At 61.1% G+C, this 18,419-nt stretch carries 17 protein-coding genes; 10 read left to right on the plus strand and 7 right to left on the minus strand.

Annotated elements, in window-relative coordinates:
* Positions 1-81 precede the first annotated feature (81 nt).
* Positions 82-222, minus strand: coding sequence for a hypothetical protein (locus HQ912_RS24825; protein ID WP_157952141.1), 141 nt, complete (start codon positions 220-222; stop codon positions 82-84).
* A 3-nt stretch (positions 223-225) separates the two neighbouring features.
* On the opposite strand from HQ912_RS24825, the gene HQ912_RS24830 reads away from it, so the two are divergent.
* Positions 226-1,563 (plus strand): MFS transporter, encoded by a 1,338-nt coding sequence (locus HQ912_RS24830; protein ID WP_107322969.1) that lies wholly within the window; start codon positions 226-228, stop codon positions 1,561-1,563.
* Positions 1,564-1,699: 136 nt separating this feature from the next.
* Here HQ912_RS24830 and HQ912_RS24835 read toward each other — a convergent pair whose 3' ends face one another.
* Both HQ912_RS24835 and HQ912_RS24840 read right to left on the minus strand, forming a co-directional pair.
* Positions 1,700-2,578, minus strand: coding sequence for a DMT family transporter (locus HQ912_RS24835; RefSeq protein WP_047229561.1), 879 nt, complete (start codon positions 2,576-2,578; stop codon positions 1,700-1,702).
* A gap of 51 nt (positions 2,579-2,629) precedes the next feature.
* Positions 2,630-3,406 carry an IclR family transcriptional regulator gene (locus HQ912_RS24840; protein WP_047229560.1) on the minus strand — a complete coding sequence of 259 codons (777 nt, stop codon included), beginning with the start codon at positions 3,404-3,406 and terminating at the stop codon, positions 2,630-2,632.
* Positions 3,407-3,639: 233 nt separating this feature from the next.
* Here HQ912_RS24840 and HQ912_RS24845 point away from each other — a divergent pair, with 233 nt between their 5' ends.
* Both HQ912_RS24845 and HQ912_RS24850 read left to right on the plus strand, forming a co-directional pair.
* Positions 3,640-4,524 carry a neutral zinc metallopeptidase gene (locus HQ912_RS24845; RefSeq protein ID WP_173407405.1) on the plus strand — a complete coding sequence of 295 codons (885 nt, stop codon included), beginning with the start codon at positions 3,640-3,642 and terminating at the stop codon, positions 4,522-4,524.
* The gene (locus HQ912_RS24850) at positions 4,524-5,471 is read left to right on the plus strand and encodes an alpha/beta hydrolase (RefSeq protein ID WP_173407406.1); all 948 of its coding nucleotides are present in this window, start codon (positions 4,524-4,526) and stop codon (positions 5,469-5,471) included. Before HQ912_RS24845 ends, HQ912_RS24850 begins: the two co-directional genes overlap by 1 nt.
* Positions 5,472-5,611: 140 nt before the next feature.
* On the opposite strand, the gene HQ912_RS24855 is transcribed toward HQ912_RS24850, so the two are convergent.
* The 4 genes from HQ912_RS24855 to HQ912_RS24870 all read right to left on the minus strand — a co-directional run bounded on the left by HQ912_RS24855 (position 5,612) and on the right by HQ912_RS24870 (position 8,609).
* Complete coding sequence (locus HQ912_RS24855) at positions 5,612-6,205, minus strand: HAD family hydrolase (RefSeq protein ID WP_047229557.1); 594 nt, start codon at positions 6,203-6,205, stop codon at positions 5,612-5,614.
* Positions 6,202-7,071: an acyl-CoA thioesterase II gene (gene tesB, locus HQ912_RS24860; RefSeq protein ID WP_047229556.1), complete on the minus strand. Its 870-nt coding sequence runs from the start codon at positions 7,069-7,071 to the stop codon at positions 6,202-6,204. Before tesB ends, HQ912_RS24855 begins: the two co-directional genes overlap by 4 nt.
* A gap of 102 nt (positions 7,072-7,173) precedes the next feature.
* Positions 7,174-7,743, minus strand: a complete 570-nt coding sequence (locus HQ912_RS24865; protein ID WP_047229555.1) for a GNAT family N-acetyltransferase — start codon at positions 7,741-7,743, stop codon at positions 7,174-7,176.
* Between the two features lie 200 nt (positions 7,744-7,943).
* On the minus strand, positions 7,944-8,609 hold the full coding sequence (locus HQ912_RS24870; protein WP_076386424.1) for a GntR family transcriptional regulator: 666 nt from the start codon (positions 8,607-8,609) through the stop codon (positions 7,944-7,946).
* 277 nt (positions 8,610-8,886) lie between these two features.
* Between HQ912_RS24870 and HQ912_RS24875 the strand changes: the two genes are divergently transcribed.
* The 7 genes from HQ912_RS24875 (at position 8,887) to HQ912_RS24905 (ending at position 18,417) form a co-directional block, all read left to right on the plus strand.
* Positions 8,887-10,119, plus strand: a complete 1,233-nt coding sequence (locus HQ912_RS24875; protein ID WP_047229583.1) for an NRAMP family divalent metal transporter — start codon at positions 8,887-8,889, stop codon at positions 10,117-10,119.
* A gap of 28 nt (positions 10,120-10,147) precedes the next feature.
* Complete coding sequence (locus HQ912_RS24880; RefSeq protein ID WP_160892561.1) at positions 10,148-10,918, plus strand: LamB/YcsF family protein; 771 nt, start codon at positions 10,148-10,150, stop codon at positions 10,916-10,918.
* Entirely contained in the window at positions 10,915-11,721 is an 807-nt protein-coding gene (locus tag HQ912_RS24885; RefSeq protein ID WP_107322972.1) for a putative hydro-lyase, read from the plus strand. The genes HQ912_RS24880 and HQ912_RS24885 overlap by 4 nt, the downstream gene beginning before the upstream one ends.
* A gap of 9 nt (positions 11,722-11,730) precedes the next feature.
* Complete coding sequence (locus tag HQ912_RS24890; protein ID WP_173407407.1) at positions 11,731-13,347, plus strand: 5-oxoprolinase/urea amidolyase family protein; 1,617 nt, start codon at positions 11,731-11,733, stop codon at positions 13,345-13,347.
* Complete coding sequence (locus HQ912_RS24895) at positions 13,344-15,083, plus strand: biotin carboxylase N-terminal domain-containing protein (RefSeq protein WP_173407408.1); 1,740 nt, start codon at positions 13,344-13,346, stop codon at positions 15,081-15,083. Before HQ912_RS24890 ends, HQ912_RS24895 begins: the two co-directional genes overlap by 4 nt.
* A gap of 152 nt (positions 15,084-15,235) precedes the next feature.
* A complete protein-coding gene (locus HQ912_RS24900; protein ID WP_047229549.1) occupies positions 15,236-16,477 on the plus strand; it encodes an OprD family porin in 1,242 nt (413 codons plus the stop codon).
* A 56-nt stretch (positions 16,478-16,533) separates the two neighbouring features.
* Positions 16,534-18,417 (plus strand): methyl-accepting chemotaxis protein, encoded by a 1,884-nt coding sequence (locus tag HQ912_RS24905; RefSeq protein ID WP_173407409.1) that lies wholly within the window; start codon positions 16,534-16,536, stop codon positions 18,415-18,417.
* Positions 18,418-18,419: the final 2 nt, after the last annotated feature.

The following is an 18,419-nucleotide window of genomic DNA, read 5'->3' on the forward strand; positions in this document are numbered from 1 at the left end:
TTTGAAAGAGTGAGCCGATTATTGAGCTGGAGGTTTGTTTCAGCAATTTAATATGTACCAACCGGTTAGTTTTTTGGGCGATTATCGAACACAATGCCCGATCAGCGAATTGACGGTTTTTTGCTCACTGCGCACCATCGGCCCCTCATTGAGGCCGCCCTGATCGTCGGCACCTTTGAACAGACCCAGACCACACCATAAGAATTTCAAAAACGGGTACACGCTATGATTCCTTCCCAAAGCTCCCGCCTGCCCCCCGTCCTGGGTGCCACCACCGCTGGCGTCGGTGACAAGATCCGCGGCGCCCTGGCCGTGGGCAAAACCCGTTGGGGCATGCTCGCCCTGGTGTTTTTCGCCACCACCCTGAACTACATCGACCGCGCCGCACTGGGCGTGATGCAGCCCATTCTCGCCAAGGAAATGAGCTGGACGGCGATGGATTACGCCAACATCAACTTCTGGTTCCAGGTTGGTTATGCCATCGGTTTCGTGCTGCAAGGCCGACTGATCGACCGGATCGGCGTCAAGCGCGTGTTCTTTTGCGCCGTACTGCTCTGGAGTCTGGCGACCGGCGCCCATGGCCTGGCCACGTCGGCGGTGGGCTTCATGGTCTGCCGATTCATCCTGGGCCTGACCGAAGCCGCCAACTACCCGGCCTGCGTGAAGACCACACGGCTATGGTTCCCGGCCGGTGAACGGGCCGTGGCGACCGGTATTTTCAACGCCGGAACCAACGTTGGCGCGATGTTCACGCCAATGCTGCTGCCGCTGGTCCTGCAGGTGTGGGGCTGGCAGGCTGCGTTCCTGTGCATGGCCGCGCTGGGCGGGATCTGGCTGGTGTTCTGGGGCCTGAAATACTTCAACCCGGAGGATCATCCCAGCGTCAAACAGGCGGAACTGGACTACATCCAGGCCCAGGACGAACCCGATCAGGTCCGCGTGCCCTTCTCCCGTATCCTGCGCATGCGCGGCACCTGGGCGTTCGCCCTGGCCTACTCGATCACCGCACCGGTGTTCTGGTTCTACCTCTACTGGTTGCCGCCGTTCCTGAACCAGCAATACAACCTGGGCATCAACGTGACCCAGATGGGCATCCCGCTGATCATCATTTACCTCACCGCCGATTTCGGCAGCGTGGGCGGCGGGATTCTGTCCTCATTCCTGATCGGCCGCGGCCTGAACCCGATCAAGGCACGGCTGATTTCCATGTTGCTGTTCGCCTGCTGCATCATCGGCGTGATCCTGGCCGCCGGTTCCAGCAGCCTGTGGATGGCGGTGTTTGCCATCTCCCTGGCCATCGGCGCGCACCAGGCCTGGACCGCCAACATCTGGAGCCTGGTGATGGACTACACGCCCAAGCACATGATGAGCACGGTGTTCGGCTTTGGCGGCATGTGCGCCGCCGTCGGCGGGATGTTCATGACCCAGTTGGTGGGCCACATCCTCACGGTGACCCACAACAACTACACCGTACTGTTCACCCTGATCCCGGCGATGTACTTCATTGCCCTGATCTGGTTGTACTTCATGGCACCACGCAAGGTGCCGACGCTGGAAAGCTGATACCAGTCAGCCCGGGATTCATCCCCATGTGGGAGCACGGCTTACTCCCGATGCAGGCACCTCGGTTCACTCAGGACCGTATCGTCTTCACCGCGGGCAAGCCTTGCTCCCACAATCGATCCCACCACGGCGCGCGTTAGCTCCGCCGCTGTTGCCACGCCGCCGCCAGCCCGCTGAGGCAGATCAGCACAATGCCGAACACCGTGGTCAACGTTGGCGTATGGCTGAACAGCAACCAACCCAACAGGCCGGCAAATACGATCTGGCAATACCCGAACGGTGCCAGCAGCGCCGGGGCGGCGAAGCGGAAGGCCTGGGTCAGCATCAGGTGCGCCGTCATCCCACACGCTCCCAACGCAAGCATCATTGCCCCATGCACCAGGCTTGGCACCTGCCAGAAGAACGGCACCAGGGCGCTCATCACCAACGTATTGCACAAGCCGGCGAAGAAGTTGCTGGTGGTCGGGCTGTCAATCTCACTGAGCTTGCGAGTGAGCAGTTGATAGAAACAGAAAAACAGCGCCGAACAGAACGGCAATAACACCGCTGGCGTAAACAGGTCACCGCCCGGATGGACAATGATCAACACCCCGATAAAGCCGAAGATCACCGCGATCCACTGGCCGCGTGTCACGTGTTCGCCCAGCAAAGGCACCGACAATGCAGTGACCAGCACGGGCGCCAGGAAGTTGACCGCGGTCGCCTCCGCCAAAGGGATGTATAGCAGCGCCGTGGTGAAGAACAGGCTGGTGCCCAACAGACACAACGCACGCGCCAACTGCCATAACGGACGCTTGGTACGCAGCACCCGCAGCCCCGAACGCGGCAGGAAAATCCCGGCCATCAACAGCGTGTGCACGACATAACGCGCCCACACCACCATGATGATCGGATAGAACCCTGAAAGGTATTTGGACAAGGCGTCATGGCTGGAGAACAGGAACGTCGCGCAGAGTATCAACAGGATGCCCTTGAAGGCCTGATTGACGCCGGAAAGCGGAGTGCTGACGGTCATGTAGGAATCCTGTGTTGCTTGATGTAGGGAGCCGATGTCTGCGACGGCGATTCAGCTGAACAACTCCGATGCCTGGCTGGCGTGTGACAACTCCTCGGTAAACGCAAGCAAGGTCGGCGCCAGCTCATGCAGCCTCGATCGCGTCATCCGGGCGGTGGGGCCGGCGATGCTGAGCACGCCCAAGACCCGGCCATCCAGCGGATGACGCACCACGGCTGCAATGGCAGAGGTGCCGACCGCCGAACTTTCCTCGACACAGGCATAGCCCTGCTCCCGGGCCTGACGCAGGTATTGAAGCAGTTCAACGCTGTCACGCGGCGCGTTGGGGCCCACGTCCGCCGGCATTTTCAGGGCCTGGCGGTCCACCAGCGACAGCGCCTCGGCATCGCTCATGCACGCCAGCCAGGCATGGCCCGACGCGGTATAGACCAATGGCGTCTCGCGGCCCATGTCAGGGTCGTAGCGCAACCCGGAGCGAGCGCCCTGGGACTTGGCAATCCAGGTCTGGCGATCACCCTCGATCACACCCAGGCGTACCAGTTCACCGCTTTCCCGAGCCAGACGATCGAGCACCGGCTGCACGATGTCGGCACCACTGCGCGACAGGTAGCGAAAGCCCAAGGCGACCAGGCGGGTCGACAAGTGATAACGCAGGTTCTCGGGATTCTGGCGCACGTAACCCAGGCGCGTCAGTTCAGCAAGCAGGCGGTGCGTGGCGCTCTTGGGAATCTGTAATTGTTCGGCCAACCCTTGCAGAGCCCAGCCGTGGGGATCGCTGGCGAGACTTTCCAGCACATTGAAAACCCGTTCGATTTGACTGCCGGCCATGAAAAATCCAGAGAAGAGAGGCTGATTCCAAAATATGCGAAGTGTAATGCAAATTCTGGAACCCGACATTCATTGTTGACGGATGAACCAAAACCCGTGGCGATTGCCTGAGAGCTCAGGCGTACAGCCTGCGCCTTCAAACGCTAGACTCACTGCGAATGTCTGTCCGTGAACTGGCGGCAACCCCACTCAGCGGCAACACTCTTCACACGGTCAATCAGAGGATTTCCCACATGTTATGGAAAAAAGGTCGCCGCAGTGACAACGTGGTGGACGCCCGCGGTGACGGTGGCGGCGGTGGTGGGATGCGTTTCGGTGGCGGCAAGGGGCTGAGCCTGACGGCCATTGTCCTGATCGTCGGTATCGGCTGGATCACCGGCCAGGACCCCATGCAGATTCTCGGGCAACTGGCCGGGCAGATGGACCAGACCTCGGCCCCCTCCTCCCAAACCCGGCAGGCGCCGCCCGCGAACGATGAACAGGCCGAGTTCGTGCGCTCAATCCTGGGTGATACCGAAGACACCTGGGGCCAGGTCTTCCAGCAGGCCGGGCGCCAGTACCAGCAACCCAAACTGGTGCTGTTCAGCGGTCGGGTCAACTCGGCCTGCGGCCTCGCTTCATCAGCCACCGGCCCGTTCTATTGCCCGGCCGATAAACAGGTCTACCTGGACATGAGTTTCTTCCAGGAAATGTCCCAACGGTTCTCCGCCGCTGGGGATTTCGCCCAGGCCTACGTCATCGCCCATGAGGTCGGGCATCACGTTCAGACCCTGCTCGGGGTGTCGGCAAAAATCCAGGAGGCTCGCCATCAGGGCCGCCAGATGGAAGGCGATGGTGGTCTGCTGGTCCGTCAGGAATTACAGGCCGACTGCCTGGCGGGCGTCTGGGCCAACCATGCACAGAAGCGCCTGAACTGGCTGGAGCCGGGGGACATTGAAGAGGCCTTGACCGCCGCCAACGCCATCGGTGATGACCGCCTTCAGCAGCAGGGCCAGGGCCGGGTAGTGCCGGACTCCTTCACCCACGGCACCTCGGCGCAACGGGTTCGCTGGTTCAAGACCGGGTTTGCCCAGGGTCAGGTCAGCCAATGCGACACCTTCGCGGCAAAAAATCTGTAATGAAGTGGGGCGCCCTCCTCAGCCTGCTGCTGTGCTGCACTTTTACCCAGGCAGACGAACAGGGCGTGGGCGTGGTCGCTCAAGGGCGACTGCAGCTCAAGGGCGGCGCCATGGTCGTCGGCGTGAGTCCACCCCCGGCGTCTATCCAGCGCGTGTTGATCATCCTCCATGGCCGGCTGCGCAACGCCCAGACCTATCTGCACAGCGCCGAAAAGGCCGCCGCACACGCCGGTCAACTGACCACGACCCTGATCATCGCCCCGCAGTTTCTCAACGAACATGACGTTGCCCGCCATCAGTTGCCCAATGACCTGTTGCGCTGGCAAGGCAACGACTGGATGGCCGGCGGCTTATCCACGGGGCCCAAGGCGGTCAGTTCCTTTCAAGTCATCGACGACATCGTCGCCCGGGTCAGTGACCGGCAGCAGTTTCCCGAGGTGAAAGAGATCGTCATCGCGGGCCATTCCGGCGGCGCGCAGGTCGCGCAGCGCTACGCCCTGCTCGCTCGCGGTCAAACCCGGATCGCCCCCAGATTCGTCATCGCCAACCCGTCCTCCTATGCCTATTTCGATGCGCAGCGCCCCATGGCCTTCGACCCGGCCGGTTGTCCCGGCTTCAACCATTGGAAGTACGGCCTGCAGAACTTGCCCGCCTATGCCGCCGGGCAACCCCCCGCTCAACTGGAAGACAACTACATCAAACGCGACATCGTTTATCTGCTTGGGCAACAAGACATCGACCCTGAGCACCCTGCGCTGGATAAAGGCTGTGAAGCGCAGACCCAAGGGCCGTATCGGTTACTGCGCGGGCAGTTCTTTTTCGACTACCTGACCCGGCGTCATCCCGAGGGGCTGAGCCAGCGGCTGATCGAAGTGCCGGGGGTGGGGCATAACGGGGATGGGATGTTCAATTCGGCTGAGGGGCAGAAGGCGCTGTTTGGTCAGTGAGTTCTGTAGGAGTAGACAGGGCCTCATCGCGAGCAGGCTCGCTCCCACAAGGGGATCGGTGTCGATCAAAAGTGGGTCCACCGCAGATCTACTGTGGGAGCGAGCCTGCTCGCGATAGCTATCTATCAGCCAACCCTCTTTCAAGCCGACAGCATCCGCCGCAACTCCCCGCAATCACGCGCATGCCAGTCCGCCAGCTCCGGCCAAGGATTGTCCGGCAGGTTCACCAGCACCGTCCGCGCACCCGCCGCACGGCCGCAGTCCAGGTCGAAACGGTAGTCACCCACCATCACCATCGCCTCAGGCGCCACACTCCAGGCCTCGGCCAGTTTCAACAGGCCGCCGGGATGGGGCTTGGGCGGCGCTTCGTCGCGGCCCAGGACATCTTCCACGGCGAAACAGTCCGCCAGACCGATAGCTTGCAGGGTCACGTGGGCCAGTTCGCGAGCGTTGCGCGTCAGGATCCCCAGGCGGTAACCCCGCTGCGCCAGCTCGCGTACCAGCTCGACCGCTCCCGGCGCAGGCCGGGAGCCCAGCGCCAGGTCCCGCTCGTGTTCCAGCAACCAGGCATGCTTGGCTGCGGCTTCGTCGGCCGGCAATGCCGCCAGGTGGGTCAGAATGTCGTCTTCGGCCGGGATCGCCAGGGCCACGCGAATCGCCGCAAAATCATGCACGGCGATGGTCAGCGTACCGTCCATGTCGAACACCCAGTGCCGCACATCCGCCAGACTCATGCCCAGTCCTTGCGGTGGCGAATCAGGCCTTCCTGGGTCACCGACGCCACCAGTTGTCCGGCGCGATTGAACACGCTGCCACGAGAGAACCCACGGGAGTTGCCGGCCCACGGGCTGTCCATCGCATAGAGCAACCAGTCATCGGCACGCAGGTCGGCGTGGAACCACAAGGCGTGGTCGAGGCTGGCGACCTGCATGTCCTTTTGCCAAACCGATTTGCCGTGGGGCAGCATCGAGGTGGTCAACAGACCGAAATCCGAGGCGTAGGCCAGCAGGTATTTATGCAGGGCCGGTGAGTCCGCCAGGGCACCATCGGCCCGGAACCACACGTACTTGACCGGATCGGCCGGCTGCGGATTGTAGGGATCTTTCTCGGTGACCGGGCGCACCTCGATCGGTTTGGGGCACAGCAGTTTTTCCCGCATGTGCTCGGGCAGCAGGTGCGCCCGCTGCTGGGTCAGTTCCAGCTCCGAAGGCAGGTTCTCCGGCCCGACCACCTGGGGCATAGAGTTCTGGTGCTCAAAACCCTGCTCGTCGTATTGAAACGAAGCGCTGCACGTGAAAATCGGGTTGCCCTTCTGGATCGCCGTGACCCGGCGGGTGCTGAAACTGCCGCCGTCACGCACCCGGTCCACCTGGTAGACCACCGGCAAGGCCGCATCGCCCGGACGCAGGAAATAACCGTGCATCGAATGCACATGACGGGCCTCTTCCACGGTCTGGCTGGCCGCCGACAGTGACTGGCCAAGCACCTGGCCGCCGAACAACTGGCGAAACCCCAGGTCCTGGCTGCGACCGCGAAACAGGTTCTCTTCGATGGGTTCCAGGGTCAGCAGGTCGACCAGATCTTCCAACACGTGGCTCATTCAGACTTTCCTCACACAGCTCAACCGCGCAGTCGGTGCTGCGACGGTGGATCGATTGTTGGCCCGGGCCATTGTGGCGGGCATTGTAAACGTCCGTGTCGGCTAACCGTGCAGGGTCTGTAGCCACTGTTCACGGTTGATACGATAGAGCACATGTTGACGCAATGGATGACCGACGGCGAGCTTTGGGTGTTCAAAGTCATCGGCCGGGTCATGATGCATGCCGATGGCTTGCATGACTTTCTGCGATGGCAGGTTATCGACGGCGGCGAACGCCACCACCTCATCCAGCCCCAGGCGATCAAACGCACACCGCAGGGCCGTCCATGCGGCTTCGCTGGCATAACCCAGGCCCCAATGCTCACGGGCCAGACGCCAGCCGATCTCGATCGCCGGAGTGAAGTGCGCGTCGAACCCGACCACGCCCAGGCCGGTAAAGCCGATAAAGGCCCCGGTGTCCTTGCGCTGCAGGGCCCACAAACCAAAGCCATGCTCGGCAAAATGCCCCCGCACGCGCCCGATCAGTGCGGCGCTTTCCAGGCGGCTCAGGGGCGCCGGAAAATAACGCATCACCTGCGCATCGGCAGACATGGCGGCAAACTCCGGCAAGTCCGCGTCGCGCCACTGGCGCAGTATCAACCGCGCGCTTTGCAGTTCCAGTATCGGCTCCATTTGCTTCCTCTCCATGCCCCAACGCCTACTCAAGCGAAATCGCCACGCCCAAATAAACGGCCCACGGCCGCTGCCGGGATCAAGGTGGGAGACGCAGGCGCCGTGCCCAGCTTGATCGAGTGAGCCACGCGGCTGCGCCAGGTATCAATTATCGACAGGCTTGGCTTGGCTGGCGAGGAGTTCGTCGCGCTCGTAGGGTGCTACCGGTTCAGACTGCGTTCGTAAGCGGCCAGAACGGTGCGCTCCGACTGCACCAGATAGGCTTCAAGCAGCCGGGTTGCCTCCTCTGATCGCCCTTCTTCGATACAACGCAGGATTGAAACGTTCATATCGACATAGGGCATATGCAGGAACTCCGGATCTTTGAGCAGGCCGAATGCCAGCCGCAGCTCGGCTGATATCTGACCGTAGAACACCACCAATCGCGGGCTGTCGGCGAGTTCGACGATAGCCTTGTGGAACATCATGTTGGCGGTGCCGACAGCCTTCCAGTCCTTGACTTCACGCGCTCGCATGCCCGCCTCCACCGCCTCACGCATATGCAGCGTTCCCGGATGCAGCGGGTAACCCTGGGCAATGGCCTTGCATTCGATAAAGCGACGGACACGATAGATGTCGATGATCGACGCCATATCGGGCACCGCCACGCTCACCCCGCGATTGGGCTCATGTTTGAGCAACCCCTCGCGGGTCAGGACCCTGAACGCTTCCCTCAAGGTGTTGCGGGAAATCTGCAGGCTTTCGGCCAGGGCCGCTTCGGACAATCGTTGACCCGGAACCAGTTCACCTTCGACCAGCATTCTGCGGACCTCCTGGGTAATGGATTCTCCCAGCGAGCGAGGAAGGGAAGGTGAAACGTCGTTCATGTGCAATCCAGAATAAGAATAAGAGAAAGTCACTTTGATGTTCCATGAGAGCCCCGCCCATGGCAAGGAGCAAGGGTGTCGCCTGCATCATTAAGTAACACCCACGAGTGACAAGGTTACAATTTGGTGCGAATTGTAGCCTTACACTAAACTGATTGTTGAACAATTCAGACGCTATAGATCAACACTTCTAGGCCGATGTTTGAGTCCTGGCACGCTCGTTGCTCAATAAAAAATATCTCCCACCGTAGGAATTGATGCCGTGACACAGACAGCCGTGACACAGACCGCTCAAGATTTTACAAAGACGCGACGCGCTTCCCTGATCGCAGCAATTTTCATGATGGCAACGTCCGCCATCGGCCCTGGCTTCATCACCCAGACCGCCACGTTCACGGCCAAAATGGGTGCGGCATTTGCGTTCGGTATCCTGGCGTCGATTCTGATCGACTTCGTGGTTCAACTTAACGTCTGGCGTATCGTCACCCTGACCCGAATGCGTGCCGCAGACGTGGCCAACAACGCGATTCCAGGCAGTGGTTACCTGCTGGCGGTGCTGGTGATTTTCGGCGGGCTGGTGTTCAACGTCGGCAACATCGCCGGTGCCGGGCTGGGCCTGAACGCGTTGATGGGGCTTGATGCAAAATGGGGCGGCGGTCTCAGCGCCTTGCTGGCTATCGGCATCTTCCTTTCCCACCGCGCCGGAGTGGCCGTCGACCGGCTGATCGTCGTGCTGGGTCTGGTAATGATCGCCCTGACCCTGTTCGTGGCCTTCGCTTCCAACCCGCCACTGGGCGAAGCCCTCTATCAAACCGTCCTTCCGGACCAGATCAACTTCGCCACCATTACCACCATTGTCGGCGGCACGGTCGGCGGTTACATCACTTATGCGGGGGCTCACAAACTGCTGGACCGCGGGACTACCGGGGTAGAAAACCTCCAGGCAGTGACCAAGGCAGCCTTGGGCGGCATCATGGTCACCGGCCTCATGCGCTACATCCTGTTTCTCGCCATCCTCGGCGTCGTTGCCAGCGGCGTAGTCATCGACACTTCGGGCCAGGGCGCCAATCCGGCCGCACAAGCCTTCCAGGCAGCAGCCGGGCAGTTCGGCCTGCGCGTCTTCGGTCTCATCCTCTGGGCCGCCAGTATCACCAGCGTGATCGGCGCCGCTTACACCTCCATTTCCTTTGTCACCGTGTTCAAGCCGGACATCACTGAGCAGGGGCGCAACCGCGCCACCACCGTGTTCATCGCTCTGTCGCTGCTGATCTTTGCCCTGATGGGAACGGCTCCCGCCGCACTGCTGCTCTTCGCGGGCGGTTTCAATGGCCTGATACTGCCAATCGGCCTGAGCATCTTTATCTACGTCGGCTGGCGCCGGTCCGACCTCATGGGCGGTTACCATTACCCACGCTGGCTGTTGGTGCTGGGCGCCCTGACCTGCCTGCTGACCTGGTACATGGCAATCAAATCCGTTGGGCCGATCTTCGCCTTCCTCAACGTTGCCTGAGCCCGATAACGAACAAGGAGTCACGTGAATGCCAACCATAGATATCAACAGCGACCTGGGCGAAAGCTTTGGCGCCTGGCACATGGGCGACGATGCCGCGATGCTCGATGTCGTGACCAGCGCCAATGTCGCCTGCGGTTTCCACGCCGGTGACCCGGCCGGCATCCTGCGGACACTGAAAGCGGCGGCGGCCAAAAATGTCACCATTGGTGCCCATGTCGCTTACCCGGACAAAGTGGGCTTTGGCCGCCGAAACATGGACGTGGCCAGCGATGAGCTGACGGCCGACGTGATCTACCAGATCGGCGCGCTGCAAGGCCTGGCCAAAGCCGCCGGCACGTCGGTGCGCTACGTAAAACCCCACGGCGCCTTGTACAACACCATTGCTCACGATCGCCGTCAGGCGCTGGCCGTGATCGAAGCCATCCGCGCGATCGACTCCAACCTCATATTGGTTGCCCTGGCCGGCTCTAGCCTGATTGAACTGGCCCGTAACGAGGGTTTGCAGTGTGTCGCCGAAGCCTTCGCTGACCGCGCCTATACGCCACAGGGCACCCTCGTCTCTCGCCGCGAACCAGGCGCGGTGCTGCACGATCCCAAGCTCGTCGCCCAACGTATGCTGCGCCTCGTTGAAGACGGCTGCCTCGAAGCGATCGATGGCAGCCTGACCAAAATCCAGGCCGACTCGATCTGTGTCCATGGCGACAGCCCCGCAGCGGTGGAAATGGCCCGCGAGCTGCGCCGGGTATTGGAACAGGCGCACATGTCCTTGCAGCCCTTTGCCGGAGCACGCCCATGAACGCCCTTGATCTCGCCCGCCAGGCGGCCATCGCCGCTGCCCGGGATGCACGCAGCACTTACCGTAACGGCGAGGTCGCCCCCACGGCGGGTATCGCGCCGGGCATGACCCAGGCCAACCTGATCGCCCTGCCGCGCGCCTGGGCGTACGACTTCCTGCTGTATGCCCAGCGCAATCCCAAAGCCTGCCCGATCCTTGACGTCAGCGACGCCGGCAGCCCGAGTACGCTGCTGGCTGAAGGGGCGGACCTGCGCACTGACATCCCGCTGTACCGCATCTGGCGTGATGGAAAGCTGGCCGAGGAAGTCAGCGATGCCACTCAGGCCTGGGCTGAACACGACGACATGGTGGCCTTTTTGATCGGCTGCAGCTTCACCTTTGAAACCGCCCTGCAAGAGGCCGGCATCGAAGTGCGGCATATCACCGATGGTTGCAACGTACCGATGTACCGGACCAACCGTGCCTGCCGCCCGGCCGGACGTCTACAGGGTGAAATGGTGGTATCGATGCGACCGATCCCCGCCGATCGCGTGGCTGAGGCGAGCACTATTTCCGGACGCTATCCCTCAGTCCATGGCGCCCCGGTGCACATCGGCGAACCCGCGCTGCTCGGCATCCAGGACCTGGGGCGCCCCGATTTCGGCGATGCCGTACGCATCGAACCCGGCGAGATCCCGGTGTTCTGGGCCTGCGGCGTCACTCCCCAGGCCGCGGTCATGGCCTCGGGCGTGCCCTTCGCCATCACCCATTCGCCGGGCCATATGTTCATCACCGATGTGCCTGACAGCACCTACCACGTCTAGGAGTCTCCCGTGCGTTTTCTACCGGTCAACCTGGACGCCCTGCTTGTCGAATTGAAAGACCTCGACGAGACACTGGCGTTGTTCGACGCCCTGATGGCCGAGCCGATTGCTGGCGTGGAGGAAATCATTCCTGCCGCACGAACGCTGCTGATCCAATTTCGCCCCAGCGCCATTGCGCAGCAGGCGCTCGTCAATCGTATCGCTAGCCAAGACCTGAGCCAGCGCCGCGCGATCGAGCATCGCCGGGTGGAAATTCCCGTCCATTACAATGGCGAAGACCTCGACGAGGTCGCCACGCTGCTGGGGATCAGCCGCGCCGAGGTGGTCCAACGCCACACCGCCCATGACTACAGCGTGGCCTTCTGCGGATTTGCGCCGGGCTTCGCCTACCTCACCGGCGGTGCGGGTTTCCAGGTGCCTCGCCGACAAACTCCACGCACCCGCATACCCGCGGGTGCGGTTGCCCTGGCGGGGGAGTTCAGCGGTGTTTATCCGCAAGCCAGCCCCGGTGGATGGCAGATCATCGGCGTCACGCCTCTGCAGATGTGGGACCTGAACCGCGCTGAATCGGCCTTGCTGCGTCCAGGCTATAAAGTGCGCTTCACCGATGCTGGCCCGCTCCCGGCGGGTGGCCTGCCCGCCCCCACGGCACCGGCAAGTGCCGCCGCGCCCAGCGGCGCCTATCTGGAAATCATCACCCCCGGTTTGCACAGCGTACTGCAGGATATGGGCCGTCCAGGCCAGACCGGCCAAGGCGTATCCCGTTCCGGCGCGCTGGACCTGGGCGCGCTGCGGGCAGCCAACCGCGCGGTCGGCAACCGCTCGGACATGGCCTGTGTGGAGTCGGTACTCGGCGGCCTGAGCTTCGTTTGCCATGGCCGTGCCGTGATCGCGGTCACCGGTGCGCAAACCCCGGTCACAATCACCAACGCCAGTGGCCTGCAATGGCAGGCAAGTCACTACCAGCCCATCGAGCTGGACGCGGGTGACCGCGTCAGCCTGGGTTCCCCCCTCGCGGGGCTGCGCAGCTACCTGGCGATTCGCGGCGGCTTTGACGTCACTCCGGTGCTGGGCAGCCTGTCCACAGACACCCTGGCCCAGGTCGGTCCCCCGGCACTCGCCGCCGGCGACCTATTGGGCTTTACGACACTGACAACGGGAACCAGCGTATCGCTGAACGAAGCCCCAGCCTTTGAGCTGCCTACAGCTACCAACATCGTCACCCTTGACGTGGTCATGGGACCGCGTACCGACTGGTTCACCGAAGACGCCATCCAGCGTCTGAGCAGCCAGCTCTGGCGCGTCACCTCACAGTCCAACCGCGTCGGTATTCGTCTGGCCGGTGAAATACCGCTAGCGCGCAGCAACCACCATGAGTTGCCCAGCGAAGGCACCTCCGTGGGCGCCATTCAGGTCCCGGCCAGCGGCCAACCGGTTCTGTTTCTCGCCGATCACCCGTTGACCGGTGGCTATCCAGTGATCGCCGCAGTCGCCAGCTACCATCTCGACCTGGCTGGCCAGATCCCTATCAATGCGCAGATTCGCTTCAACCCTGTGGACGGCTTCAAAGAGATTCAACCCGCTACGCAAGCTTCTTCAACTGCCGATGTGAAAAAAATTCCATGAAAAAATTACTGATTGCCAACCGTGGTGAAATTGCCGTCCGCATCGCCCGCGCCTGCCGCGACTACGGCGTGCAGTCTGTCGCGGTCTATGCCGACGCGGACATCGACGCCCTGCACGTGCGCCAGGCCGACGAAGCCTACTCACTGAATGGCCAGCGCCCGGCCGAAACCTACCTGGATATCGGCAAACTGATTGCCGTGGCCAAACGCAGCGGCGCCGATGCCGTGCACCCCGGCTATGGTTTTCTGTCTGAACGGGCCGACTTCGCCCGGGCGGTGATCGACGCAGGGTTGATCTGGATCGGTCCCAACCCGCAGACCATCGACGTGCTCGGCGACAAGGTCGAGGCGCGAAAAATTGCCCAACTGGTCGGGGCGCCTCTGGTAGCCGGTACGCCTGGCCCGGTCGAAAGCGCCGCCGAAGTATTGGCCTTTGCCGAACAGCACGGCCTGCCAATTGCCATCAAGGCTGCCTTTGGCGGCGGTGGACGCGGCATGAAAGTCGCCTGGCGCATGGATGAAGTGGCTGAATTGTTCGCCTCCGCCGTGCGCGAAGCGCAAGCGGCCTTTGGTCGTGGCGAGTGCTATGTCGAACAGTTCCTCGACCGTCCTCGGCACATCGAAGCGCAGATCCTCGCCGACAAACACGGCAAGGTCGTCGTCGTCGGCACGCGTGACTGCTCCTTGCAGCGGCGCAATCAGAAGCTGGTGGAGGAAGCGCCGGCGCCCTTTATCAGCGACGAACAGCGCCACCGTATTCATCAATCCGCTCAGGATATCTGCGCCAAAGCCGGCTACGTCGGTGCCGGCACGGTGGAGTTCCTGCTCAGCCAGGATGGCACCCTGTCGTTCCTTGAGGTCAATACCCGCTTGCAGGTCGAGCACCCGGTGACCGAAGAGACCACTGGGGTGGATCTGGTGATCGAACAACTGCGGATCGCCGACGGTTTGCCGTTGTCCTTCAGTGAGACGCCGACCCCACGTGGCCATAGCTTCGAATTTCGCATCAATGCGGAAGACCCAGGCAAGGGCTTCCTGCCCACCGCCGGTCAGATCACCGATTTCCTGCCACCGTCTGGCCCGGGTGTGCGCCTGGACAGCGGCGTGATAAGCGGCTCGCGAGTGCCCAGCACCTTCGACTCGATGATGGCCAAACTGATCGTCACCGGCGCTACCCGCGAACAGGCTATTGTCCGCGCCCGACGCGCCTTGGCGGAATTCAACATTGAAGGCATTGCCTCGGTGCTGCCGTTCCACCGGGCGGTGATGGACCATGACGACTTCACCGGTGCCGATAAATTCGCCGTGCACACGCGCTGGATCGAAACCGATTTCGCCGAACAGATCACGCTCGCCCCACGTACCGCGGTATCGGCCGACCCAGGCATCCTGCGCACGTTTGTCGAGATCGACGGCAAGCGCCACGAACTGGGCCTTCCGGCTGCGCTGCTGCGAGGCGTCAGCCTGAACGCAGCGGGTACCGCCAGCGAAAACACGGCCCCCTCCGAGGTCACTGATCCGCAGGCGGTACTGACGCCCGTGGCGGGTAATCTGCATACCTGGGTCGTCGAAGACGGCGAGTCGGTGAGCACCGGGCAAGTGATCGCGGTTGTAGAAGCCATGAAAATGGAAACCTCGGTCCTCGCACCTTGTGAAGGCCAGGTGCAGATCGCCAAACAGGCCGGCGACTATTTTGAAGCCGGCTCCGTCATTGGCCGCATCAAAACAGCTCTCTGATTTAAAACTTTTCTTTTCGCAGTCAGTACGCGCAACGGGGTAATAACCCGGTTGCCGCGTGCTGCCCGCAGAAAACTGTAGATGTAACTTTGCAATCAAAATAACGATAAAACCCAACACATAAATCTGCTGTTATCTGGAGCATAAAGAGCATGTCAATCAATAAGACTTTGGCTATTGCGGGTACTTGCGCGTTGATTTTCCCTTTTACGGCATCTGCAGATTTTATTGCCGACAGTAAGGCCAGTGTGGAACTGCGTAACTTCTACTTCAATCGTGACTTTCGCAACGGTCCTCCCACGGCCCAGCGGGACTCGGCAAAAGAATGGGCCCAGGGCGCCATGCTGCGATTCGAGTCAGGTTATACCGCCGGCACCGTGGGCCTGGGCATCGACGCGGTTGGCATGCTCGGCCTCAAGCTTGACGGCGGTGATGGTTCCGGTGGCACGGGCCTGTTGCCGGCTGACCTTAGTTCGAAAAACGGCCGCGGCTCACAGGACGAATATTCCAAACTTGAGTTGACGGCCAAGGCGAAGGTGTCGGAAACCGCTCTAAAGGTTGGCTCACTCGCCTTCCGTACGCCCGTGGTATCGAGCAATGACACACGCCTGTTGCCCTCCACCTTCGAAGGCGCGCTACTGACCTCCAAGGACATTGATCAGTTGGTCCTGCAAGGCGGCAAGCTGGAGCAAATCAAGTTCAACAGTTCCTCGAACTATCAGGACTTCACGGGTAACCGCATCGGCGGTGTCAGTGATGACTTCCGCTTTGCCGGCGGTACTTACAGTTTCAACAAGGCCCTTAGCACAAGTCTGTTCTACGGCAATCTGGAAAATGTCTACCGACAGTTCTTTGGCGGCGTCGTCTATGAAATCCCTCTTGCCGCACAACAGTCGCTGAAGTTCGATCTACGTTATTCGAAAAGTACCGATGACGGTAACTTCCGCCCCCTCGATAACCGCGCCGCGAACGGACTGGTTGCCTACACCCTGGGCGCCAACGTGTTCACCGCCGCCTATCAGCGCATGAGCGGTGACGATCCCTTCCCGTACATTGCCAATAGCGACCCTTACCTGGTCAACTTCGTCCAGATCAATGACTTTGCCAACACCCAAGAGCGCTCCTGGCAGCTGCGTTATGACTACAACTTCGCCGCGCTGGGCATTCCCGGGCTGACGTTCATGAGTCGTTATGTCCAGGGTGACAACGCGTTGGTCGGGGGCAGTAATACGGGCAAAGAGTGGGAGCGCGATACGGATATCGGTTACGTGGTCCAAAGCGGTTCGCTGAAAAACCTCGGGGTCAAACTCAGAAACGCTACGGTTCGTTCGAACTTCAGCAATGACCTGGATGAAACCCGCCTGATCGTCAGTTACACATTAGCCCTTTGGTAATTCGCTGACGGCGACCTTTGTCCCTGCGCAACCGATCCTTATTCAGAGAAAGCGCAATGAAAAATCTCAGGTTTAACCAGAAGATACTACTGATTGCTTCGTTGCTTATCATGACGGTGTTTTCCACATTCACCGTATTGAATGACGTTCGGTTGCGTGACGACAACGTAAAAAAAATCGAGGAACACACTCGAGCGCTCTCGACATCGATGGCACATGATATCCAGAGCTGGCTGGACGGAAGACTGATTCTGCTGAAGGGATTTGCCGAACTCATCGGCCACGATCCCTCGCCGCAAAACATACTCGACAAGTTGCAAAGCCAAGTGCTCATGAGCCAGTTTATCGCCGGTTATGTGGGCACCCGTGACGGTGGGTTCCAGATCCATCCCCCGCGGGAGATGCCAGCCGATTACGACAGTCGGCAACGGCGCTGGTACATAGACGCCGTAGACCATGGCGTGGCAATGACCGAACCCTACGTAGGGGCCGGGATCGACTACCCGATTATCACCCAGGCGGTCGCCCTCCACGCCGGGCAGCAAACGCTCGGCGTCCTGGGCGCCAGTCTGAACATCGAGACGATTTCCCAAACGCTCAACGCGCAAGCCTTCGAGGGCAGTGGATACGCTTTTCTGGTGAGTAAGGAAGGCAAAATACTGGTTCACCCCGACAAGGCACTGATCGGCAAGACACTGTCCGATCTGTTTCCGGGCAATACCCCGACGCTCAATGATCGATTGGTGGAAGCCACTACGGTCGATGGCGTGAAATTCACACTGTTCTCTGCGATCAAAGGCCTGCCGATGAAAGACTGGTACATCGGCATCGTCCTGGACAAACAGGCAGCCATGGCCAGTCTTGCTGCGTTCCGCAGTTCGGCGATCATCACCACAATCGTTGCCGGTCTGGCCACCCTGTTGCTGCTCGGGCTGCTTATTCGCGTGTTGATGAAGCCCCTGCGCCTTATCAGTCACGCGATGGAAGATATCGCCCAGGGCGACGGAGACCTGACCCGACGCCTGTCGATCCTGTCGAATGATGAATTCGGCCAACTGGCCGTGAGTTTCAATCGCTTCGGCGACCGGATCCATGCCTCCATCACCGAAGTCTCATCAACGACGAACTCCCTGAAAGAGGCCACCCGCAAGGTCCTGACGGCCTCCAACTCCTCGGTTGGGAAATCGGAACACCAATCCGGCTTTACCAGCAACGTGGCGGCGGCCATTGAGGAGCTTGGGGCGTCGGCGCAAGAAATCGCCTCGAGTGCCTCGGCGGCGTCCAGAGGCGCCTCGAGCGCCAGGGCGCAGATCGATTCGAGCTGCATGCTCGTCGAGAACACGGTCAATGCGATGAGTTGCCTGCAAGAAAACATCGAAGAAACCCGCGCACAGATCGAAGAGCTCAACGCCAAAAGCGCCAATATCGGCAAGGTGCTGGAGGTCATCTCGACGATCTCCGGAAAAACCAACCTGCTGGCCTTGAACGCTGCCATCGAGGCAGCCCGGGCCGGAGCGGCCGGGCGCGGGTTTGCCGTGGTGGCGGACGAGGTCAGAAGCCTTGCCCACCACACCCAGACAGCGACCGAAGAAATCAGGGCGGTGATCGAGGCACTGCAGGAGGGGGCTACCCAGGCTGCCAAGACCATGCTGCGCAGCCATGAAATCGGCAGCCAAAGTGTACGTGTGGCAACCCAGGCCGGGGACAGCCTGCTGACCGTGGTGTCACGCATCATCGAGATCGATGAGATGTGCCTGACGGTCGCCGCTGCAACCGAGGAACAAACCAGCGCTGTCGACCAGCTCACTCGGGATGTTCATGAGATCAGCCAGTTGAATCGCCATGCCACCGACAACTTGTGCTCGACCCTCACGGCGTGTGGAGAACTGGATTTTGAAGTCGGACGACTCCGGAGTGTGGTCGATACTTTCAAGTTGTAGAC

The organism is Pseudomonas sp. MPDS (genome assembly GCF_013283895.1).
GTDB classification, from domain to species: Bacteria; Pseudomonadota; Gammaproteobacteria; order Pseudomonadales; family Pseudomonadaceae; genus Aquipseudomonas; species Aquipseudomonas rhizophila.